This is a genomic window from Duganella sp. Root1480D1, assembly GCF_001427305.1.
Taxonomy (GTDB): Bacteria; Pseudomonadota; Gammaproteobacteria; order Burkholderiales; family Burkholderiaceae_D; genus Rugamonas.
Map to the genome: position 1 here is coordinate 1 of NZ_LMFZ01000011.1, position 19,160 is coordinate 19,160.

Annotated in this window: 18 protein-coding genes; 9 read left to right on the plus strand and 9 right to left on the minus strand. The window is 63.1% G+C overall.

The genetic code is table 11. The features are described from left to right. From ASD58_RS12085 to rpsL, 4 genes are all read right to left on the minus strand, one after another. The coding region (locus ASD58_RS12085) for a GTP-binding protein (RefSeq protein WP_229209966.1) at positions 1-231 on the minus strand (231 nt) is incomplete at its 3' end. 77 nt (positions 232-308) lie between these two features. Next, on the minus strand, positions 309-2,414 hold the full coding sequence (gene fusA / locus ASD58_RS12090) for an elongation factor G (RefSeq protein ID WP_057261427.1): 2,106 nt from the start codon (positions 2,412-2,414) through the stop codon (positions 309-311). Between the two features lie 102 nt (positions 2,415-2,516). Continuing rightward, on the minus strand, positions 2,517-2,987 hold the full coding sequence (gene rpsG, locus ASD58_RS12095) for a 30S ribosomal protein S7 (protein ID WP_028102973.1): 471 nt from the start codon (positions 2,985-2,987) through the stop codon (positions 2,517-2,519). A 109-nt stretch (positions 2,988-3,096) separates the two neighbouring features. Continuing rightward, a complete protein-coding gene (gene rpsL / locus ASD58_RS12100) occupies positions 3,097-3,480 on the minus strand; it encodes a 30S ribosomal protein S12 (RefSeq protein WP_028102972.1) in 384 nt (127 codons plus the stop codon). 258 nt (positions 3,481-3,738) lie between these two features. Here rpsL and ASD58_RS12105 point away from each other — a divergent pair, with 258 nt between their 5' ends. Further along, positions 3,739-5,607, plus strand: a complete 1,869-nt coding sequence (locus ASD58_RS12105; RefSeq protein ID WP_057261428.1) for a phosphoethanolamine transferase — start codon at positions 3,739-3,741, stop codon at positions 5,605-5,607. 3 nt (positions 5,608-5,610) lie between these two features. Here ASD58_RS12105 and ASD58_RS12110 read toward each other — a convergent pair whose 3' ends face one another. The 4 genes from ASD58_RS12110 to ASD58_RS12125 form a co-directional block, all read right to left on the minus strand. Then, the gene (locus ASD58_RS12110) at positions 5,611-6,078 is read right to left on the minus strand and encodes a DUF2269 domain-containing protein (protein WP_156401258.1); all 468 of its coding nucleotides are present in this window, start codon (positions 6,076-6,078) and stop codon (positions 5,611-5,613) included. Next, positions 6,063-7,316: an SDR family oxidoreductase gene (locus ASD58_RS12115; RefSeq protein WP_057261430.1), complete on the minus strand. Its 1,254-nt coding sequence runs from the start codon at positions 7,314-7,316 to the stop codon at positions 6,063-6,065. Before ASD58_RS12115 ends, ASD58_RS12110 begins: the two co-directional genes overlap by 16 nt. Beyond that, positions 7,313-7,633 (minus strand): hypothetical protein, encoded by a 321-nt coding sequence (locus tag ASD58_RS12120; RefSeq protein ID WP_057261431.1) that lies wholly within the window; start codon positions 7,631-7,633, stop codon positions 7,313-7,315. The genes ASD58_RS12115 and ASD58_RS12120 overlap by 4 nt, the downstream gene beginning before the upstream one ends. 89 nt (positions 7,634-7,722) lie before the next feature. Continuing rightward, complete coding sequence (locus ASD58_RS12125; protein ID WP_057261488.1) at positions 7,723-8,250, minus strand: GbsR/MarR family transcriptional regulator; 528 nt, start codon at positions 8,248-8,250, stop codon at positions 7,723-7,725. A 107-nt stretch (positions 8,251-8,357) separates the two neighbouring features. Here ASD58_RS12125 and ASD58_RS12130 point away from each other — a divergent pair, with 107 nt between their 5' ends. Further along, entirely contained in the window at positions 8,358-9,485 is a 1,128-nt protein-coding gene (locus tag ASD58_RS12130; protein WP_057261432.1) for a DUF1624 domain-containing protein, read from the plus strand. Here the strand turns inward: ASD58_RS12130 and ASD58_RS12135 are convergent. Next, positions 9,460-10,944, minus strand: coding sequence for a hypothetical protein (locus tag ASD58_RS12135; protein WP_057261433.1), 1,485 nt, complete (start codon positions 10,942-10,944; stop codon positions 9,460-9,462). The genes ASD58_RS12130 and ASD58_RS12135 overlap by 26 nt on opposite strands. Positions 10,945-11,160: 216 nt before the next feature. Between ASD58_RS12135 and ASD58_RS12140 the strand changes: the two genes are divergently transcribed. The 7 genes from ASD58_RS12140 to ASD58_RS12170 all read left to right on the plus strand — a co-directional run bounded on the left by ASD58_RS12140 (position 11,161) and on the right by ASD58_RS12170 (position 19,150). Further along, positions 11,161-12,426 (plus strand): efflux RND transporter periplasmic adaptor subunit, encoded by a 1,266-nt coding sequence (locus ASD58_RS12140; RefSeq protein WP_057261434.1) that lies wholly within the window; start codon positions 11,161-11,163, stop codon positions 12,424-12,426. Between the two features lie 18 nt (positions 12,427-12,444). Next, positions 12,445-13,149 carry an ABC transporter ATP-binding protein gene (locus tag ASD58_RS12145; RefSeq protein WP_057261435.1) on the plus strand — a complete coding sequence of 235 codons (705 nt, stop codon included), beginning with the start codon at positions 12,445-12,447 and terminating at the stop codon, positions 13,147-13,149. Between the two features lies 1 nt (position 13,150). After that, positions 13,151-14,461 carry an ABC transporter permease gene (locus ASD58_RS12150; protein WP_057261436.1) on the plus strand — a complete coding sequence of 437 codons (1,311 nt, stop codon included), beginning with the start codon at positions 13,151-13,153 and terminating at the stop codon, positions 14,459-14,461. 10 nt (positions 14,462-14,471) lie between these two features. Further along, positions 14,472-15,707: an ABC transporter permease gene (locus ASD58_RS12155; RefSeq protein ID WP_057261437.1), complete on the plus strand. Its 1,236-nt coding sequence runs from the start codon at positions 14,472-14,474 to the stop codon at positions 15,705-15,707. Between the two features lie 100 nt (positions 15,708-15,807). Then, the gene (locus ASD58_RS12160; protein ID WP_057261489.1) at positions 15,808-17,166 is read left to right on the plus strand and encodes a sigma-54 dependent transcriptional regulator; all 1,359 of its coding nucleotides are present in this window, start codon (positions 15,808-15,810) and stop codon (positions 17,164-17,166) included. A gap of 84 nt (positions 17,167-17,250) precedes the next feature. Further along, entirely contained in the window at positions 17,251-18,555 is a 1,305-nt protein-coding gene (locus ASD58_RS12165; protein WP_057261438.1) for a PAS domain-containing sensor histidine kinase, read from the plus strand. A 79-nt stretch (positions 18,556-18,634) separates the two neighbouring features. Next, entirely contained in the window at positions 18,635-19,150 is a 516-nt protein-coding gene (locus ASD58_RS12170; RefSeq protein WP_057261439.1) for an FxDxF family PEP-CTERM protein, read from the plus strand. The last annotated feature ends 10 nt before the right edge of the window (positions 19,151-19,160 follow it).

Genomic DNA, 19,160 nt, shown 5'->3' on the forward strand with positions numbered 1-19,160 from the left:
GTAGTGACGGTTTGCAGTCTCGTACTCAACGTGGGCGGTGTTGATGGTAATGCCGCGTGCTTTTTCTTCTGGAGCAGCGTCGATCTGGTCGTAAGCTTTGGCTTCGCCGCCGAATTTCTTCGACAGGACGGTAGCGATAGCTGCGGTCAGGGTGGTCTTGCCGTGGTCAACGTGACCGATGGTGCCAACGTTCACGTGCGGTTTAGTCCGCTCGAACTTTTCTTTTGCCATTTTAATTCTTCCTCAGAACTTTGATTTAAGGTCAATTCCGGGCGGGAGGATCTCCCCCGCCCGGGTAATTATTTATTTTACTTCGCTTTGGCGGTGACGATTGCGTCGATCACGTGCTTAGGCGCCTCGGAGTAGTGCTTGAACTCCATGGTGTAGGTCGCGCGGCCCTGGGTCGCGGAACGCAGGATGGTCGAGTAGCCGAACATCTCGGACAGAGGTACCTCTGCCTTGATGATCTTGCCGCCGCCGCCTGGGATCTCGTCCATGCCTTGCACCATACCGCGGCGGGACGACAGGTCGCCCATCACGGTACCGGCGTAGTCTTCCGGAGTCTCGACTTCCACAGCCATCATTGGCTCCAGAATCACTGGGCTGGCGCGACGGCACGCTTCCTTGAACGCCATCGAACCGGCCATGCGGAATGCATTTTCGTTCGAGTCAACGTCGTGGTAGGAACCGAAGGTCAGGGTGACTTTGACGTCAACCACCGGGTAGCCTGCCAGAACACCGTTGTTCAGGGTTTCGCGCACGCCTTTTTCCACTGCAGGGATGAATTCGCGAGGAATCACACCGCCCTTGATCGCGTCGACGAATTCGAAGCCCTTGCCTTGTTCCTGTGGTTCCAGGGTAACAACGGCGTGACCGTACTGACCGCGGCCACCGGACTGCTTGACGAACTTGCCTTCCACGTCGGACACCGACTTGCGCACGGTTTCGCGGTATGCAACCTGTGGCTTGCCAACGGTTGCTTCCACGCCGAATTCGCGCTTCATACGGTCAACGATAATTTCCAGGTGCAGCTCGCCCATACCACCGATGATGGTCTGGCCGGATTCTTCGTCGGTCTTCACGCGGAACGAAGGATCTTCCTGTGCCAGGCGGTTCAGGGCCAGGCCCATCTTTTCCTGGTCAGCCTTGGTCTTAGGCTCAACTGCCTGCTGGATCACTGGCTCTGGGAACACCATCTTTTCCAGGGTGATGATCGAGGATGGATCGCACAGGGTTTCGCCGGTGGTCACGTCCTTCAGGCCCACTGCAGCGGCGATGTCGCCGGCGCGGACTTCCTTGATCTCTTCACGCTGGTTAGCGTGCATCTGCAGAATACGACCCAGACGTTCTTTACGCTGCTTCACCGAGTTGTAAATGGTGTCGCCTGCGTTCACCACGCCGGAGTAGACGCGGAAGAAGGCCAGCTGGCCCACGAACGGGTCGGTCATGATCTTGAATGCCAGCGCAGCGAACTTTTCGTCGTCCGAAGCTTTGCGGGTAGCTGGCTGTTCGTCGTCGTCGGTACCGGCAACGTCAGCGATGTCGATCGGCGACGGCAGGTATTCGATCACGGCGTCCAGCATGGCTTGCACGCCCTTGTTCTTGAAGGCGGTGCCGCACATCATCGGAACGATTTCCGAAGCGATGGTACGCTGGCGCAGGGCGGTCTTGATCTCTTCTTCAGAGAGTTCGCCTTCTTCCAGGTACTTGTTCATCAGGTCTTCGTTCGCTTCAGCAGCGGCTTCAACCATCTTCTCGCGCCACTCTTGTGCGGAGTCAGCCAGTTCGGCCGGGATGTCCACGTAGTCGAACTTCATGCCTTGGGACGCGTCGTCCCAGATGATGGCCTTCATCTTGACCAGGTCGATAACGCCTTTGAAGTTGTCTTCGGCGCCGATCGGGATCTGGATCAGGACTGGGTTGGCCTTCAGGCGCGAACGCATCTGCTCGTAGACCTTGAAGAAGTTGGCGCCGGTACGGTCCATCTTGTTCACGAAGGCCAGACGAGGGACCTTGTACTTGTTAGCCTGGCGCCATACGGTTTCAGACTGTGGCTGCACGCCGCCCACTGCACAGTAAACCATGCAAGCGCCGTCCAGAACGCGCATCGAACGTTCCACCTCGATGGTGAAGTCAACGTGCCCTGGGGTGTCGATGATGTTGATGTGGTGTGGCTTGAAGTTGTTTGCCATACCATTCCAGAAGCAGGTAGTCGCTGCCGAGGTAATGGTAATGCCGCGCTCTTGCTCCTGCTCCATCCAGTCCATGGTGGCAGCGCCGTCGTGCACTTCACCAATCTTGTGGTTCACGCCGGTGTAGAACAGGACGCGTTCGGTGGTGGTGGTCTTACCGGCGTCGATGTGAGCGGAGATACCGATGTTACGGTAGCGCTCAATGGGGGTCTTGCGGGCCATAATTGATCCTAAATCTTTGAATGGACAAAACCGAGCAGCATTTTTTCGAGAAAAATGTGCCCGGCTTGAACAAGGCCAGCCAGTAAAGGCCGGCCAAACGTATTAGAAGCGGAAGTGCGAGAACGCTTTGTTCGCTTCAGCCATACGGTGGACTTCGTCACGACGCTTCATCGCGCCGCCACGGCCTTCCGCGGCTTCCAGCAGCTCGCCGCCCAGGCGCTGTGGCATGGACTTTTCGGAGCGCTTGTTAGCGGCTTCACGCAGCCAACGCATGGACAGGGCCAGGCGGCGCACTGGGCGCACTTCGACTGGAACCTGGTAGTTAGCACCGCCAACGCGGCGGGACTTCACTTCAACCATTGGCTTGGCGTTGTTGATCGCTGCGGTGAACACTTCCAGTGGGTCCTTGCCGGACTTGGACTGGATGTGGTCGAAGGCACCGTAGATGATGTTTTCTGCAACCGACTTTTTGCCGGACAGCATCAGAACGTTGACGAATTTCGCGACTTCGGTGCTACCGAATTTTGGATCCGGCAGAATTTCGCGCTTGGGTACTTCACGACGACGTGGCATGTCATTTCCTTTTCTTCAGTTGAGCGCCTCTGATTTGGCACTCGCGGTGGCCATCATAGCCATCCACTTACTCGGTCTCGCGACCGCCTCAACTCAGTTAAATTGCAAATTACTTCTTAGCGGCCTTAGCGCGCTTCGCACCGTACTTGGAGCGAGCTTGCTTACGGTCTTTAACGCCCTGGGTATCCAGCGAGCCACGGACCATGTGGTAACGCACACCTGGCAAGTCTTTTACACGACCGCCGCGCAGCAGGACAACGCTGTGTTCCTGCAGGTTGTGGCCTTCACCGCCGATGTACGAAATCACTTCGAAACCGTTGGTCAGACGCACTTTTGCAACTTTACGCAGTGCCGAGTTAGGCTTCTTAGGAGTGGTGGTGTACACACGGGTGCACACGCCACGCTTTTGCGGGCAGTTTTCAAGTGCCGGCGATTTGCTCTTCACGACCAGCTTGGTACGTGGTTGGCGAATCAATTGGTTGATGGTTGGCATCGTTTTAAATCCAACAAAATTACAGCATTGACAACCCAGGCAGCCTTGCCCGGGGGCTAAAACGGTATCTCTCAGTGTGCGCTGAACGTCGCTCAAACAAACGCGTATACGATGCGCAGACTAAATGGAGAACTCGCGAGTATATACCTGGTTAACAGCTCAGTCAACCGGAATGCTGAATAAAGTGGCAGTATTTGGACGCCCCATGGCGCGGCATTGGCCGCATAATAGCGATCATTTTGTACTTTCCTGTAAGCAATGCTGCCGCGCCCTTCACACCTGTTCATCCTGTTTAGCTACCTGGCGCTATCCGCGGTGCCCTTCGTGCCTTTGTTCCTGGGCAAACCGGTGGAACAGCCGTGGCAATTGCTGGGAATCGAATGCGTCGCCTGGGTCACGGTATGGGCGCTGTTCAAGCGGCCGGCCTATTTCCATTGGCTGCTGATCCCGGCCTTCCTGGCCTTGCCGACCGAGATTTACCTGTTCGTATTTTACGGCCAGGGCATTTCCACCCACCACCTCGGCATCCTGGCGGAAACCAGCCCGCAGGAAGCGCTGGAGTTCCTGGGCCGCAAAGTGTGGACCATGCTGGCCGTGATGGTGGGCGTGGCCATATGGTGGGTGTTGAGCTTCCGCGCTGCACGCCAGACGCGCGACCTGGACTGGCATGGCGGCTCGCGCTGGTTGGCGCTGTTCACCCTGGTTGTCCTGGCGGCGACGGCAGCCTGGGGTTATGAATTCGGCATCGACGCAGTGCCGTCTGCGCGCCCGCCGGCCAGCGTGGCCAGTGCGGCGGCGGGCAGCGACAGCGAGAGTGCTGCGCAGGACGACAGCTCCCCGGAGAGCGCCTCGGCACGCGCCGCCGTGGCCGGCGCCCATGCGCTGCACCTGCCCGGCCCGGCCCTGCCCTACTGGGCGCGCCTGCCGTTCGATCCGGGTGCCTTCATCGAATCCTGGCCGTTCGGGCTGGCAGCGCGCGGCTATGATTTCTACAAGGAGCGGCGCTATCTGTCCGAACTGAACGAACGCAGCGCCAGCTTCGAATTCGGGGCGCGCCAGGTCGATGGCGGCACGCAACCGGAAGTCGTGGTGATGGTGCTGGGCGAGTCTTCGCGCTTCGACCGCTGGAGCCTGAACGGCTACAAGCGCGAGACCAATCCCCAGCTGGGCAAGGAAAGCAACCTGGTGGCGCTGTCCGACGTGATCACGTCGGTGTCGGCGACCCGCCTGTCGGTGCCGGTCATCATTTCGCGCAAGCCGGCCACACAGAGCCTGAAGGATGGCTTCAGCGAAAAGTCCTTCCTCACCGCCTACAAGGAAGCGGGCTTCAAGACCTGGTGGCTGTCGAACCAGATCTCGTTCGGCCAGTACGACACGCCGGTGTCGGTGTTTGCCAAGGAAGCGGACGTGATCCAGTTCCTCAACCTGGGCAGCTTCACCAACCACTCCAATTTCGACGAGGTGCTGTTCGAGCCGCTCAAGCACGCCCTGGCCGACCCGGCGCCGAAAAAGCTGATCGTGCTGCACTCGCTGGGCAGCCACTGGAACTACAGCCATCGCCACCCCAAGGACTTCGACAAGTGGCAGCCGTCGCTGTTCGGCGTCGACAAGCCGGCATACACCGACCTGAAGATCAAGGAACAACTGAATAACAGCTACGACAACTCGATCCTGTACACCGACTGGTTCCTGGCGCAAGTGATCGCCGACCTGAAAAGCACCGGGCAGACGGCGTCGATGTTGTACATCGCCGACCACGGCCAGACCTTGTACGACGGCACCTGCCGCCTGGCCTTCCACGGCCACAATACGGATTACGAATTCCATGTACCGGCCTTCATGTGGTTCTCGGACCAGTACCTGGAGCACTATCCGGCCAAGGTGGGGGCCCTGCTGCGCAACCGCAAGGCCAAGCTGGCGACCGAGAACGTTTTCCACACCATGCTCGACGTGGCGAACATCCGCTACCCGGACGACAAGCCTTCCTGGAGTTTCCTCAGCAAGGATTTCCAGGTGCACAAGCGGGTGGTGGACAGCTACGGCTGGACCAATTACGACAACGCCAGGTTCAAGGGCGATTGCCGCGAAGTGATCGACAAGGGCAAGCCGCAGTCGCAGGACAAGTAAGCCTTATACCGGCTTGTGCACCATCAGCCAGTACACGGCCAGCATGGCGGCAAAGGCCGGATAGCCGAGCAGCTCCCAGCGCCGCGCATAGCGCCAGTATTGCTGCGGCAATGGCGTGTTGGCGGCGTGCGCCGCCAGCGCCAGCTTGGCCATCCTGACCTGGTACCACACCACCGGCAGCCAGCAGGCGCCCGCCAGGGCGTACAGCGCCAGCGAAGCCTTGATCCAGAACGCGTCCAGCGGATAGCCGGCGAGGTGGATCATCCATGCGCCGGACAAGGGCTGCACGATCACGGCCGGGGTCGTGAACCACCAGTCCGCGCGCACCACCAGCCGCGAGACAACGGCAATCGCTTCCACCGATTTTGAGCGATTGGCGAAGAACAGGTAGAACGCCGTGCCAAAGCCGGTGCCGACCAGCAGCACCGAAGACAGGATGTGGATGGTCTTGATGGTCAGGTAGTCCACGATTTTTCCTCTGCAAGCAAAATGAACAGAATGGCCAGGATCGGCAGGTTTTTCAGCAAGGGGCCGAAGGGGTGCCACAGGTATTCCGGCAAGCGGGCCGCAATCGCTACGCTGTAGCCGAGTATCAGCGTGCCTTGCGCCAGCCAGAGTGCGCGACGCGGGCGCACGATGCTGGCGATGCCGAAGGCGGCGTCCAGCGCGGCTGCACCGTACAAGGCGGCGATGGCCGGCATGCCCTGAATGCCAACGCGGGCCAGCATGGCCAGGCTGTCGGCGCGTGGGTAGATGAAGGCACTCACCACTGCGGTCGCCAGCCAGACGATGGCCAGGGTCCAGCGCAGCAAGGCGCCGCGCCAGCTCGCCAGCGCGCGCAGGCGAAGCAATTCGCCTTCTGCCGGCGTGATGAAGGCGCCGATGGCGCGCGGCGTGCGGCCGGGCAGCTCGCTCGTGACTGCCGCACTGCCGGCACGCAGCATGCGCCAGGTGTCCGGTGTCAACGGCAGGCTGGGAAGCCTGCCGCCCAGCCAGGCGGCACAGGCCATGGCCGGCGCGGGGATCTGCAACACTGGGGCCGGCGGCAAGCCCATGGCCCCGCGGTAGGCGCGCAGCATGCCGTCAAAGCTGACCGTACTGCTTCCGGCCAGGTCGATCACGCGCCGCGCAGGGGTGCCCGAATCGACGGCGGCTACCACTGCGCGCGCCAGGTCGTCGACATGGACCGGCTGAAAGCGCGCCTCGCCCACGGCCGGCGAGACAATGACGGGCATGCTGGCCATCTTGCAAAACAGCGCCGCCGATTTGCCATCAAGCCCAAACACCAGCGACGGGCGCAGAATGACCCAGTCCAGGGGCAATGCCATCAGCGCCTCGTCGGCCGCGCGCTTGCTGGCGAAATAGGCGGTACCGCCGTGCCCTGCGCCAAGTGCCGAGATTTGCACCACCCGCCGCACGCCGGCGGCGGCGCAGGCTGCAAACAGGGCGCGCGGCGCGGCGCTATGCAATGCCGCGAAACTTGCGCCCCCGTGCTCGCTGATGATGCCGACTGTGTTGACCACCGCATCCACCCCGCACAAGCGCGCAACCCAGGCGGATGGCTGCAGGTCCGCGCAGTAGTCGATTGCGACATCGCCTGGCAGTACCGGAACGCGCACGCCGCGCAGCACTTCGTGCCCTGCCGCCGACAGTGCGGCGCAGACCGCGCTGCCGATGAATCCCGATGCGCCGCAAACCAGGATTTTCATTTGCTGGCCTTCGGGAGCGACTTTGCAATATTCCAGCCCATCACCGCGACGCCAAAGACAACGCCAGTGGCGGACATGATCAGTGCAGTGCGCAGGACCAGGGCCGGCGTGGCGCCCGCAACGCCGCTATGCCCGAACCAGAGTGCCAGCAGCATGGGGAATGCTGTAATCAGGACAGTGCTTACGCGTACCCAGAATTCGGCCCGCGGCGCAGTGCCGCACAGGTCCAGCAGAAGATTGCGCAGGGCGCCGCGCAAGTAGAAGCTGATAGCCAGGCCTGCCAGCAGGGGCACCAGGATTTCGTATGCGATCAACATTTTAAATCTCCTATTGACAGTAATTTCTGCATAAACAGAAATAACGAGTTCAAAAAAACGGGCATTGCTGCCCGCTTGGCTCGGCCAGGTCACTGTTTGCCGCGAATGGCCCGGCTGATTTTTGCGCTGACGCCCAAAGTCTTCATCAGTGTTTCCGGCTTGTAGCGCAGCAGTTCGTCCGACAATGTCGCCATCACCTCGATGAATTTCAGCGTTTCTTCGATCCGTTCGCGCGTCCCCTCATCTTCGTCGGCCATCGCCGGATTGGCGAGGCATTCGGACAGGGCGGCGGCAGTGGGGTCGATCTCGCGCTGGCGGCGCCCGGCCACGATCAGCTTGAACAACTCCCACACATCGGTCGAGGTTTCGAAATGGTCGCGGCGGTCGCCTTTCAGGTGCACCACTTTCACCAGGTGCCAGGATTGCAGCTCTTTCAGGCTGTTGCTGACGTTGGAGCGCGCCACTCCCAGCGTTTGCTGGATTTCTTCGGCATCCATCGGGCGCGCGGCCAGGTACAGCAGCGCATGAATTTGCGCCACAGTGCGGTTGACGCCCCAGCGCGAGCCCATCTCGCCCCAGTGCAGTACAAAACGTTCGGCTATCGGTTTCAGTTCCATGCCAGCCATTCTATGCTTACACTAATTTCTGTCAAGACAGAAATTAAAAATTTGCCTGGATGGCAATTCACGCCCACAATACATGGCAAATAAATAAGGGGGACGGAATGCAAAAAACTGCGCGCCTGAGCAGCATCGACATGCTGCGCGGCCTGGTGATTGTGTTGATGGCGCTGGACCATACGCGCGACTTTTTTGGCGCCGCGCTGTTCGATCCGGAGGACCTGGCCAAGACCACGCCTTTGTGGTTCGCCACGCGCTGGATCACGCACCTGTGCGCCTCTACCTTCGTACTGCTGGCTGGCACGTCGGCCTTCCTGCGCGGGACCAGGAGCGGCATTCCCTCGCTTTCACGCTACCTTGTGACACGCGGCCTGCTGCTGCTGGTGCTGGAAGCGACATGGATCAGCTTCAGTTGGCAGTTCGGGTATAACGTCACCATCCTGCAGGTGCTGTGGGCGCTGGGCATGGGGATGATTTTCCTCGCCGGGCTGGCATGGCTGCCCTGGCCGGCCATTGCGGTGGTCGCGGCGCTGCTGATCCTGCCGCATAACCTGCTCGATGGGATCCAGTCCAACCATCCATTGTGGCTGGCCTGGCACCAGCGCGGCTTCTGGCCGGTGGCTGGTAATTACGGCGTCTACCTCGCGTATCCCTTGATGCCATGGCTTGGCCTGATTGCGGCCGGCTATGCGCTGGGACCTGTGTTCCAGTGGCAGGCGGCGCGCCGGCAACGTTTCCTGGTGGTGGCTGGCGCCGTGCTGCTGCTGGCCTTCGTTGTCCTGCGCAGCGGGAATTTCTACGGTGATCCCGATCCATGGTCGCCGCAAGGGCGCGGCTTGGTATGGGACTTCATCTCCTTCATCCGCGTGCACAAATACCCCCCGTCGCTGCTCTACCTGTGCGTGACGATCGGCATTGCGCTGCCTTTGCTGGCATGGTTTGAGCGACTGCGTCCGGTGCCGTTGCTGATGCTGTTCGGCGGCACGCCGATGTTCTTCTACGTGATCCACATTGCCATGATCCACTTCCTGTCCGGGCCGTACTTCATGCTGCGCTACGGCGCAACACCGCAAGGCGGGCCTGGCGGCTTTACCCTGCCGCAAGGCTACGAGCCTTCGCTGGGCGTGGTGTATGCCGCGTGGGTGGCGGTCATTGCCATCATGTACGGCTTGACCAGACTTTGGCTGCGTCGCAAGAATCCTCGCCCTATGCCGGCAGCAGCCGGCCGCTGAGGCGTTTATAGACGTCGCGCGCGCGTTGCTCGATAGAGGCGTCGAAACCGGATTGGGCCAGCAACGTCAGTCCGTTGGTCTCTGCCAGCACGCCGGGCGTCAGTACCAGGCGCCCGGCGCGCTTTTGCACCAGCAGCGGCAGGCAGCTTTGCTCCAGTAATTGCGCCAGCACGACATTGTGCGAGGACACCAGCACGGTTCCCTGCGTAGCGAGTTGCTCCAGCACTGCAGCGGCGGCCGACACCGACTCCAGGTGGTTGGTGCCGCGGAAAATTTCGTCGATGATGAAGACCGCGCGTTGCGGCGCCCCGGCCAGTGCCAGCAATTCATGCGCGCGGCGCAGCTCCGACTGGTAGAGGCTTTCAGCGCCATCCAGCGCATCTTCATTCTGCATGCTGGCATACACCGGCAAGTTCGGCACGCGCGCCGCCTCGGCGTAACAGAAGCCGAATGCGCGCGCCGTCAGCAGGTTAATGCCGACCGTGCGCAGCAAAGTGCTTTTGCCGATGCCATTCTGGCCGCTGATGAAGGCACTCTTGCCATCCAGCTCCAGGTCCAGCGACTGCGCATCGGGCAGCAAGGGATGGCGAACTGCTTGCAGTTGGACTTCCTGCTCCCAGCCCTCCTCCGCCCAGCACCACTGCGTTTGCGCAGACAGGTGGCGTGCCAGCGCGAGGTCGGCATCCAAACCTGCCACCAGTGCATAGCTCGCGCGCAGGAAAGCTGCGTTGTCACGCACCAGGCGGTGCGTCGCAAAGTAGTGCTTCAAGTTGGCCAGCATCACCCAGTCGGCATAGTCAGCCACACCGGGCGCGGTGGAGAAGGCATTGCGGGCCAGCTTGCGGCGCAACTGTGCGGCTTGCGCCGCGCCAGGAGCATCCGGTTGGACGCTATGCACATAGAGCTGCAGTTGCAGCGCCTCCGCAATGGCGGACCACTGCTGGACGCGCGAGTGGAAGGTGATCTGGATGGCCATCAGCACCAGCGACAGCGCGACCGCGGGAATCAGTGCGGTCAGCCAGAAGAAGCTGGCCGCCGCGCAGGCCAGGAACGCCAGCGGCGCCAACCACAGCCAGGCGGCCCAGCGCGGTACTGGCGGCAACGGCGGCTCGGCAAGCGTTGCGCCGGCGGCCGCAACGCCTGCGGCAGGGGCAAATAGCGACTCGCTGACTTCCGCCCTGGCCTTGCGCAAGGGCGCCAGCTGCGCGGCAAGCCGCTCGCGCGCAGCGCGGTCCGCCAGCAGCGCGCGGACGGGTTCGGATGGTCCCGCCGCCACGCCGCGACGCAAGCGCCGATACAGCATTTGGCGACCAAAGATGCTGGCCCCTTCCCCGATTGCCTGCAGGTAGGGCGCCAGCAGCAAGTCCTGCCATGTCTGTCCGTCCACCGCGCCGTTGCCGCTGGTGCCGGCCAGTTCGTCGTAGCGCGCCACCGCGCTGTCGGGGAACGGATACTCCACAGAACCACTCCTTGCCATAAAGTTAAGTCAACAAGTATAGCCGCTTATTAAAAAATCAAGTGACCCGGCTGGCGGAAGGTGCGGACAGGCGGACACGGTGGACGCTCGCGGACGGCGGTCACGCTTGGCGGACGGCATATAAATCAAACACTTAGGCGCTGGCACACTTCATGCAATAGCAAGATTGACCAAACCACCAACGCCAGGAACAAGAACATGATTCGCGACACCTCACACCAGGATCAAGCGATCGCCGCCCCCACCAGCCGCTTCCCGCGCCGCAAGGCGCTGCTGCTGGCCGCCGGCGTGGCGCTGGCGGCGGCCGGCTACGGCCTGCTGAAAAACTGGAGCGGCAGCGAGCAGTCGATCAGCGCTTCCCGCCTGCGCATCGGCGAAGTCACGCGCGGCACCCTGATCCGCGATGCCGCCGTCAACGGCCGCATCGTGGCCGCCGTCAGCCCGACCCTGTATTCGACCTCCACCTCCACGGTGGAACTCAAGGTGCATGCCGGCGACACTGTCAAGAAAGGCCAGGTGCTGGCCGTGCTGGAATCGCCCGACCTGACCGACGAACTGAAAAAGGAACAGACGCTGTTCAGCGAGCTGCAGGCCGAAGTCGCGCGCCAGCAAATCCTGGCCCGCAAGCAGAAGCTGGCCGCCCAGCGCGAAGCCGACACTGCCGAGATCGAGCGGGTGTCCGCCATGCGCACCCTGCAGCGCTATGAGAGCGTGTCGACCGACGGCATCATCGCCAAGATCGATATGCAGAAGGCCAGGGATGCCGTGGCCGCGGCCGACATCCGCGCCAGCCACACCAAGCAGGCCGCCGAACTGGAAGGCGACAACGTCTCGCTGGAACTGAAAACCAAGACCGCGCAGATGGAGCGCCAGAAGCTGTCGCTGGCCAACGCCCAGCGCCGCGTCGACGAGCTGACCGTGCGCGCGCCGGTCGACGGCTTCATCGGCACACTGTCGGTAGCCAACCGCAGCGTGGTGCAAGCCAATACCCCGCTCATGACGCTGGTCGACCTGTCCCAGCTCGAAGTGGAACTGGAAGTGCCGGAGTCCTACGTCAACGACCTGGGCCTGGGCATGACCGCCGAAATCGAAGTGGCCGGCGTGAAGACCAAGGGCAAGCTGTCGGCACTGTCGCCGGAAGTGGTGAAGAACCAGGTGCTGGCGCGGGTGCGGTTCGACCAGCAGCCGGAAGGCCTGCGCCAGAGCCAGCGCGTGTCGGCGCGCCTGCTGATCGACGAGAAGCCAAACGTGCTGATGGTGCAGCGCGGCCCGTTCGTCGAATCGGAAGGCGGCCGCTATGTTTACCTGCTGCAGGACGGCATCGCCGTGCGGACCCCGGTGCAACTGGGCGCCACCAGCGTGGCTGCCGTGGAAATCGTCAACGGATTGAAACAGGGCGACAAGATCGTGATCGCCGGTACCGAAAGCTTCGAGAACGCCAAGCGCGTTTCGATCAACAAATAACCCCTACGGAGATTAAACATGCTGCGCATGAATAACCTGAGCAAAGTCTATCGCACCCATATGATCGAAACGCACGCGCTGCGCGGCTTCGAGATCGAAGTCAAGCAAGGCGAGTTCGTCACCGTCACCGGCCCTTCCGGCTCCGGCAAGACCAGCTTCCTGAACATTGCCGGCCTGCTGGAGGATTTCACCAGCGGCGACTACGTGCTGGACGGCATCAACGTCAAGGGCATGGACGACAACGCCCGCTCACGCCTGCGCAACGAAAAGCTGGGCTTCATCTTCCAGGGCTTTAACCTGATCCCCGACCTGAGCCTGTTCGACAACGTCGACGTGCCGCTGCGCTACCGCGGCTTCAACGCGGCCGAACGCAAGGAACGCATCGAAGACGCGCTGGCCAAGGTCGGACTGGCATCGCGCATGCGCCACTACCCGGCCGAACTGTCGGGCGGCCAACAGCAGCGCGTGGCCATCGCGCGTGCGCTGGCCGGTTCGCCCAAGCTGCTGCTGGCCGACGAACCGACCGGTAACCTGGACACCCAGATGGCGCGCGGCGTGATGGAACTGCTGGAGGAAATCAACGCCGAAGGCACCACCATCCTGATGGTGACCCACGACCCGGAACTGGCGCAGCGCACGCAGCGCAACGTCCACATCATCGACGGCCAGGTATCCGACCTGGTGCGCAAGTCGCCATCGCTGGTGGTTGCCAAGGAGGCCTGAGATGTTTCAATACTATTTCCTGCTGGGTGTGCGCAGCCTGCGCCGCAACCCGATACTGACCGCGCTGATGGTGCTGATCCTGGCGGTGGGCGTGGCCGCCAGCGTCTCGACCCTGACCATCCTGCACGTGATGTCGGGCGACCCGATCCCGCACAAGAGCGAGCGCCTGATCGTGCCGCTGGTCGATAACGGCCCGCTCAAGGGCTACACGCCCGGCGAACGCGAAGGCGACGAAATGTCCTACCGCGACGCCGTCAACCTGCTCGCCTCCGGCCAGGGCGACCGCCGCACCGCGATCCGCGGCGCCTCGGGCACCGTCGAGCCGGCACGCAAGGACCTGCCTGTGTTCACCGTCGAAGGGCTGACGCCAACCCGCGACTTCTTCGCCATGTTCGAAGTACCGTTCGTGCAAGGCGGCCCATGGAGCGAAGCGGACGACAAGGCCGGCGCCGACGTGGTGGTCCTGAGCACCAAGCTGGCCGAGCGCCTGTTCGGCAACGCCAATCCGGTCGGCCAGCGCGTGCGCATGTTCGGCTTCGACTACGCCGTGACCGGCGTGTACGGCAACTGGAAACCGGTGCCGCGCTATCACCGCATCATCGGCGGCTCCGGCGCCTTTGGCGAGGGCGACGAATTCTACATCCCCTTCCACAACGCGATCCGCCACGAAATGGGCCAGAACGGGAATATGAACTGCAGCAGCGATCGCGGCCCCGGCTATCAGGCCCTGCTCGATTCGGAATGCGTCTGGATCCAGTTCTGGTTCGAACTGCACTCGGCAGCCGACCGCCCGCAACTGCAGGCCTGGCTGGACGCCTACGCGTCCGAGCAGCGCAAGCTGGGACGCCTGCAGCGCAACGCGCCGAACAAACTGTTCAACGTGATGGAATGGCTGGAAGAACAGAAGGTAGTGGGCAAGGACAGCCGCCTGTCCGCCATGCTGGCCTTCGGCTTCCTGCTGCTTTGCCTGGTCAACACCATCGGCCTGCTGCTGGCGAAATTCTCGGTGCGCGCACCTGAAGTCGGCGTGCGGCGCGCCCTGGGCGCCTCGCGCAGGGAAATCTTCACCCAGTTCCTGATCGAGAGCGCCGTGGTCGGCCTGGCCGGCGGCATCCTCGGCCTGGTACTGGCGCTGGGTGCACTGGCCCTGATCGGCAGCATCTCCGAGCAGATCGCCGTCACCACCCATATGGACTGGGTGATGCTGCTGGTGACCTTCGTCATGTCCGTCTGCGCCGCCATACTGGCCGGCCTGCTGCCGACCTGGCGCGCCTGCCAGGTTACCCCGGCCCTGCAACTGAAATCGCAGTGAGGTATTTACCATGGAAATCAAACCAATCTTTTCCGCGCTGATGCGCTCCAAAACCGGCCCGGTCCTGGTGGCCGTGCAAGTGGCGCTCAGCCTCGCCATCCTGTCCAACGCCTTGCACATCGTCAGCGTGCGCCAGGAAGTCGCCGCCCGGCCGACCGGCATCGCCAACGAGGAGCAGGTGTTCAGCCTTGACGTGAAAGTGCTCAACCCCGGCGGCCATGAAGAGCAGGTGGCGGCCCAGAAAGCGCAGGCGGCAGCCTTGCGCGCGCTGCCCGGCATCGTCTCGGTGGCCAACACCAACCAGATCACGCTGTCGCGCTCCGGCAACTACAACAGCGTGGCTGCCAGCCGCGAGCAGGAGCGCAGCAACGCCAGCCCGACGATGTACATCACCGCGGATTCGCTGGTCAAGACCTGGGGCCTGAAGGTAATTGACGGCCGCGACTTCACGCCGCAGGACGTACTGGAAATCGACCAGAAGACCAGCAAGGAGTTCCCTCGCGTAGCCCTGATTACCAGGACCACCGGGCAGAAGGTATGGCCCGATGCTCCAAGTTTCGTCGGCAAGAAGATGTACTACGGCACCGGTCCCGATGCACGCGAAGTGACGGTGATCGGCGTCATCGACACCCTGCAGACCCCGAGCGGCGCAATGGGGGCTGACGGCGAGATGTCGACCATGGTTCCAGCCCGTTTCTCGGGCACCTCGCGCACGCTGTACACGCTGCGCGCCGAGCCGGGCCAGCGCGACCGCGCCATGAAGGATGCCGAGCAGGCGATCCGCAAGCTGCATAACGGCCAGGTGGTCGTGCGCAGCAAGACCCAGTCCGAACAGCGCGTGGAGCGCTACCGGGCCGACAACGCGCTGTGCTGGATGCTGATCACCGTCAGCGTGCTGCTGATGGTGGTAACTGCCAGCGGCATCGTCGGCATGGCCAGCCTGTGGGTCACGCAGCGCCGCAAGCAGATCGGCGTGCGGCGGGCACTGGGCGCGCGCAAGGTCGACATCCTGCGCTACTTCGTGACCGAGAACGTGATGATCACCACCACCGGCATTGTCGGCGGGCTGCTGGGGGCACTGGCGCTGAACCAGTTGCTGGTATCGAAGCTGGAGCTGGCGCGCTTGCCGGCGGAGTACATGCTGGTTGGCGCCGCCGCTTCCTGGGCACTCGGTATCGCCGCGGTGTACGGGCCCGCGTGGCGTGCAGCATCCATCTCGCCCGCCTTGGCGACCCGTTCCGCCTAAACCGGCAAGCCAGGGGCCGAAGACCGTTAGGGGTCTGACCCTGTGCCGGATGGCCGTCCCGTCGGACCCCGGTTTACCGGTTTTAATGTATCCTGCCAAAATGCCAACCGTACTAATCATCGACGACAACGCCGCAGTCGCGGTCGCCCTCGAAGTCCTGTTCTCGCTGCACGACATCGAATCGCTGCACGCCGCCTCCCCCGAAGAAGGCCTCGCCCTGCTCGACCGGCGCAGCGCCAGCATCGACCTGGTGGTGCAGGACATGAACTTCAGCGCCGACACCACCTCAGGCGAAGAAGGGGTGGAACTGTTCCGCGCCATCCGCAAGCGCCACCCCGACCTGCCGGTGATCCTGCTGACCGCCTGGACCCATCTCGACGCGGCCGTCGACCTGATCAAGGCCGGCGCCGCCGACTACTTGTCCAAGCCGTGGGACGACAAGCGCCTGGTCGCCACTGTGCGCAACCTGCTGGAACTGGGCCAGGCCAACCGCGCCCTCAACCAGCACCGCAGCGACGAACTGCGCCAGCGCCGCGAACTGGAACGCTACAACCTGCGCAATATGGTGTGGAACGACCCCGCCACCGAGCGCGTGATCTCGCTGGCCTGCCAGGTCGCGCGCGCCGACGTGCCGGTCCTGATCAGCGGCCCGAACGGCACCGGCAAGGAACGCATCGCCGACATCATCCAGGCCAATTCCTCGGTGCGCGAAGGGCCGTTCGTGGTGCTGAACTGCGGCGCCCTGCCGGCCGAACTGATTGAAGCCGAATTGTTCGGCGCCGACGCCGGCGCCTACACCGGCGCCTCCAAAGCGCGCGAAGGCAAGTTCGAAGCGGCCGACGGCGGCACCTTGTTCCTCGACGAAATCGGCAACCTGCCGCTGGCTGGCCAAATGAAGCTTCTGCGCGTGCTGGAAACCGGCCGCTTCGAACGCCTCGGCTCCAACCGCGAGCGCCAGGTGCAGGTCCGCGTGGTCAGCGCAACGAATGCCGACCTGCCAGCCATGATCCGCGCCGGCACCTTCCGCGAAGACCTGTACTACCGCCTGAACGTGATCGAACTGCGCCTGCCGCCGCTGGCCGAACGCCCCGCCGACATCCTGCCGCTGGCGCGCCACTTCCTCGGCAAGGATCGCCAGCTGCGCGCCGACGCCGAAGCCGCGCTGCTGGCGCACGGCTGGCCCGGCAATGTGCGCGAGCTGAAGAACGTGATGGCACGCGCCAGCCTGCTGGCACAGGGCGAAGCCATCACGGTGCCCGACCTCGGCCTGCCCGCTGCCAGCGCCATGAACGGCCACAGCGCGAACCTTGCCGGCCCCGACCAGGAACCCGACCGCGACGCCATCGTCGCCGCCCTGCAGCGCGCCAGCGGCGTGGTCGCCCAGGCCGCAGCCGAGCTCGGCCTGTCGCGCCAAGCCCTCTACCGCCGCATGGAACGCCTCGGCATCGCCCGCCCATGAGCGCCCTGCCTCATCCAACGGCCCAGCCCGTGTCACACTTGGGGTGTGACCCCAAGGGGGACACGAACACAACCATTTAGGCCCATGCGACTTTCGCTGTTGACACTGTGGTCGGCGCTGGTGGGGACGCTGACGGCGACCGGGATCCTGATTGCGCTCGGGCTGAACCAGCTCTTGCCCCGGCATCCCACCCTGGTGGTCGGTATTTCGCTGCTGTGCCTGGTACCGCTGGCGGTCATCACCATCCGCGCCCAATTGCAGCGCCAGCTGTCGCTGTACCGTGCACTGACCGGTACCGTCACCAGCTACCGCGATGGCGATTTTTCCTTCAGCCTGCACTGGCCGCAGAACGATGAATTGAGCGACCTGGTGGCTGCCCACAATGAACTGGGCCAGGTGTTGCGCGAGCAGCGCCTTGGCCTGGTGCAGCGCGAACTGTTGCTCGACACCATGGTCCAGCACACGCCTGTCGCCATGCTGCTGGTCACCGATAACGATGCCATCGTGTTCGGCAACCTGGCCGCGCGCCAGTTGGTCAATGAGGGCCGCAAGCTGGAAGGCCTGCGCCTGCCGGAACTGCTGGCGCGCGTCCAGCCCGCCCTGCGCGATGCCGTCGGCCGCGGCGGCGATGGGCTGTTTACCATCGGCGACAGCGAGGAAGAGGAAGTCTTTCACCTGGCGCGCCGCAGCTTCAGCCTGAATGGCCGCCCGCACGAACTGCTGTTGCTGCGCCAGCTCACGCAGGAATTGCGGCGCCAGGAAGTGCAGACCTGGAAAAAAGTGATCCGCGTGATCAGCCATGAATTGAACAACTCGCTGGCGCCACTAACCTCGCTGGCCCACTCCGGCGCCGAACTGGTACGGCGCGGCCAGACCGAGCGCTTGCCGCAGATCCTGGCCACCATCGAAGAACGCACGCGCCACCTGGAGAGCTTCATCCTCGGCTACGCCCGCTTTGCCAAGCTGCCCTCGCCGCGGCTGGCTCCGCAGGATTGGAGCGCTTTCCTGGCCGCGCTGTCCGACCAGGTGCAATTCAAGCAGCATGGCGAATTGCCGGCCGAGCCGCATGCCTTCGATGCCGCGCAAATGGAGCAGGCCCTGCTCAACCTGCTGAAGAACGCCCATGAATCCGGTTCGCCGCCGGAGGAAGTCGGCCTCGAGCTGCGCCGCCAGCAAGCCATGCTGCGCATCGAAGTGCAGGATCGCGGCCCGGGCATGAGCGAAGCGGTACTGGCCAACGCCCTGGTGCCGTTCTATTCCACCAAGCGCAGCGGCACCGGCCTCGGCCTGGCCCTGGCGCGCGAAATCGCCGAAGCCCATGGCGGCCGCATCGCGCTTGCCAACCGCGAAGGCGGCGGCCTTGCAGTGGCCATCATCCTTCCCCTTTGATCCAGATCAAACAGTAGCTCAATCGTGCGGCCTACCTTGGAATGTGCAGGCGCTTCGCCTGCGCTTTGAGGAGAACACCATGAAGACAGCCATGGGCTTGCTGCTTGCAGTCGCCGCCACAGCGGTGCAGGCTGACAACGTCAGCACCAATGTCAACCTCGGCGGCAGCGCCACCGAACAATCCGCCGCTTTCGGCGTCACCCATCTCGAGGAAGGGGCCTTCTTCGATACCTTCAATTTCTCGCCCAGCTCCGGCACCTATTCTGTCAATGCCAGCCTGGTGACCCTGGGCTTCACCCCGTCTACCGATGTGACCTTCACCGCCGCCAACGTCAATGGCCACGAGTTGACACTGAGCGGCCCGGGCCTGTTCGAATACGGCTACCTGCTGCCGGCCGCGATCACGGGGCCGCTGGTATTGACCGTCTACGGCTATGTCAATTTCGAAGATACCAGCTTCACCCCCGCCTCAGCCAGCTACGCGGGCACGCTGACCATCAACGCCGTGCCGGAGCCGGGCGCTTACGTCCTGCTGCTGGCGGGGCTCGGCGTGGTCGGCGCGGCGGGCTTCAGCCGGCGCCGCCAGGGGGCTTGAGCGCCGGGCT

Coding starts and splice junctions, on each gene's coding strand:
- fusA (WP_057261427.1), bottom strand. CDS start 2,414: ATGGCCCGCAAGACCCCCATTGAGCGCTACCGTAACATCGGTATCTCC.
- rpsG (WP_028102973.1), bottom strand. CDS start 2,987: ATGCCACGTCGTCGTGAAGTACCCAAGCGCGAAATTCTGCCGGATCCA.
- rpsL (WP_028102972.1), bottom strand. CDS start 3,480: ATGCCAACCATCAACCAATTGATTCGCCAACCACGTACCAAGCTGGTC.
- ASD58_RS12105 (WP_057261428.1), top strand. CDS start 3,739: ATGCTGCCGCGCCCTTCACACCTGTTCATCCTGTTTAGCTACCTGGCG.
- ASD58_RS12115 (WP_057261430.1), bottom strand. CDS start 7,316: ATGAAAATCCTGGTTTGCGGCGCATCGGGATTCATCGGCAGCGCGGTC.
- ASD58_RS12120 (WP_057261431.1), bottom strand. CDS start 7,633: ATGTTGATCGCATACGAAATCCTGGTGCCCCTGCTGGCAGGCCTGGCT.
- ASD58_RS12125 (WP_057261488.1), bottom strand. CDS start 8,250: ATGGAACTGAAACCGATAGCCGAACGTTTTGTACTGCACTGGGGCGAG.
- ASD58_RS12130 (WP_057261432.1), top strand. CDS start 8,358: ATGCAAAAAACTGCGCGCCTGAGCAGCATCGACATGCTGCGCGGCCTG.
- ASD58_RS12140 (WP_057261434.1), top strand. CDS start 11,161: ATGATTCGCGACACCTCACACCAGGATCAAGCGATCGCCGCCCCCACC.
- ASD58_RS12145 (WP_057261435.1), top strand. CDS start 12,445: ATGCTGCGCATGAATAACCTGAGCAAAGTCTATCGCACCCATATGATC.
- ASD58_RS12150 (WP_057261436.1), top strand. CDS start 13,151: ATGTTTCAATACTATTTCCTGCTGGGTGTGCGCAGCCTGCGCCGCAAC.
- ASD58_RS12155 (WP_057261437.1), top strand. CDS start 14,472: ATGGAAATCAAACCAATCTTTTCCGCGCTGATGCGCTCCAAAACCGGC.
- ASD58_RS12160 (WP_057261489.1), top strand. CDS start 15,808: ATGCCAACCGTACTAATCATCGACGACAACGCCGCAGTCGCGGTCGCC.
- ASD58_RS12165 (WP_057261438.1), top strand. CDS start 17,251: ATGCGACTTTCGCTGTTGACACTGTGGTCGGCGCTGGTGGGGACGCTG.
- ASD58_RS12170 (WP_057261439.1), top strand. CDS start 18,635: ATGAAGACAGCCATGGGCTTGCTGCTTGCAGTCGCCGCCACAGCGGTG.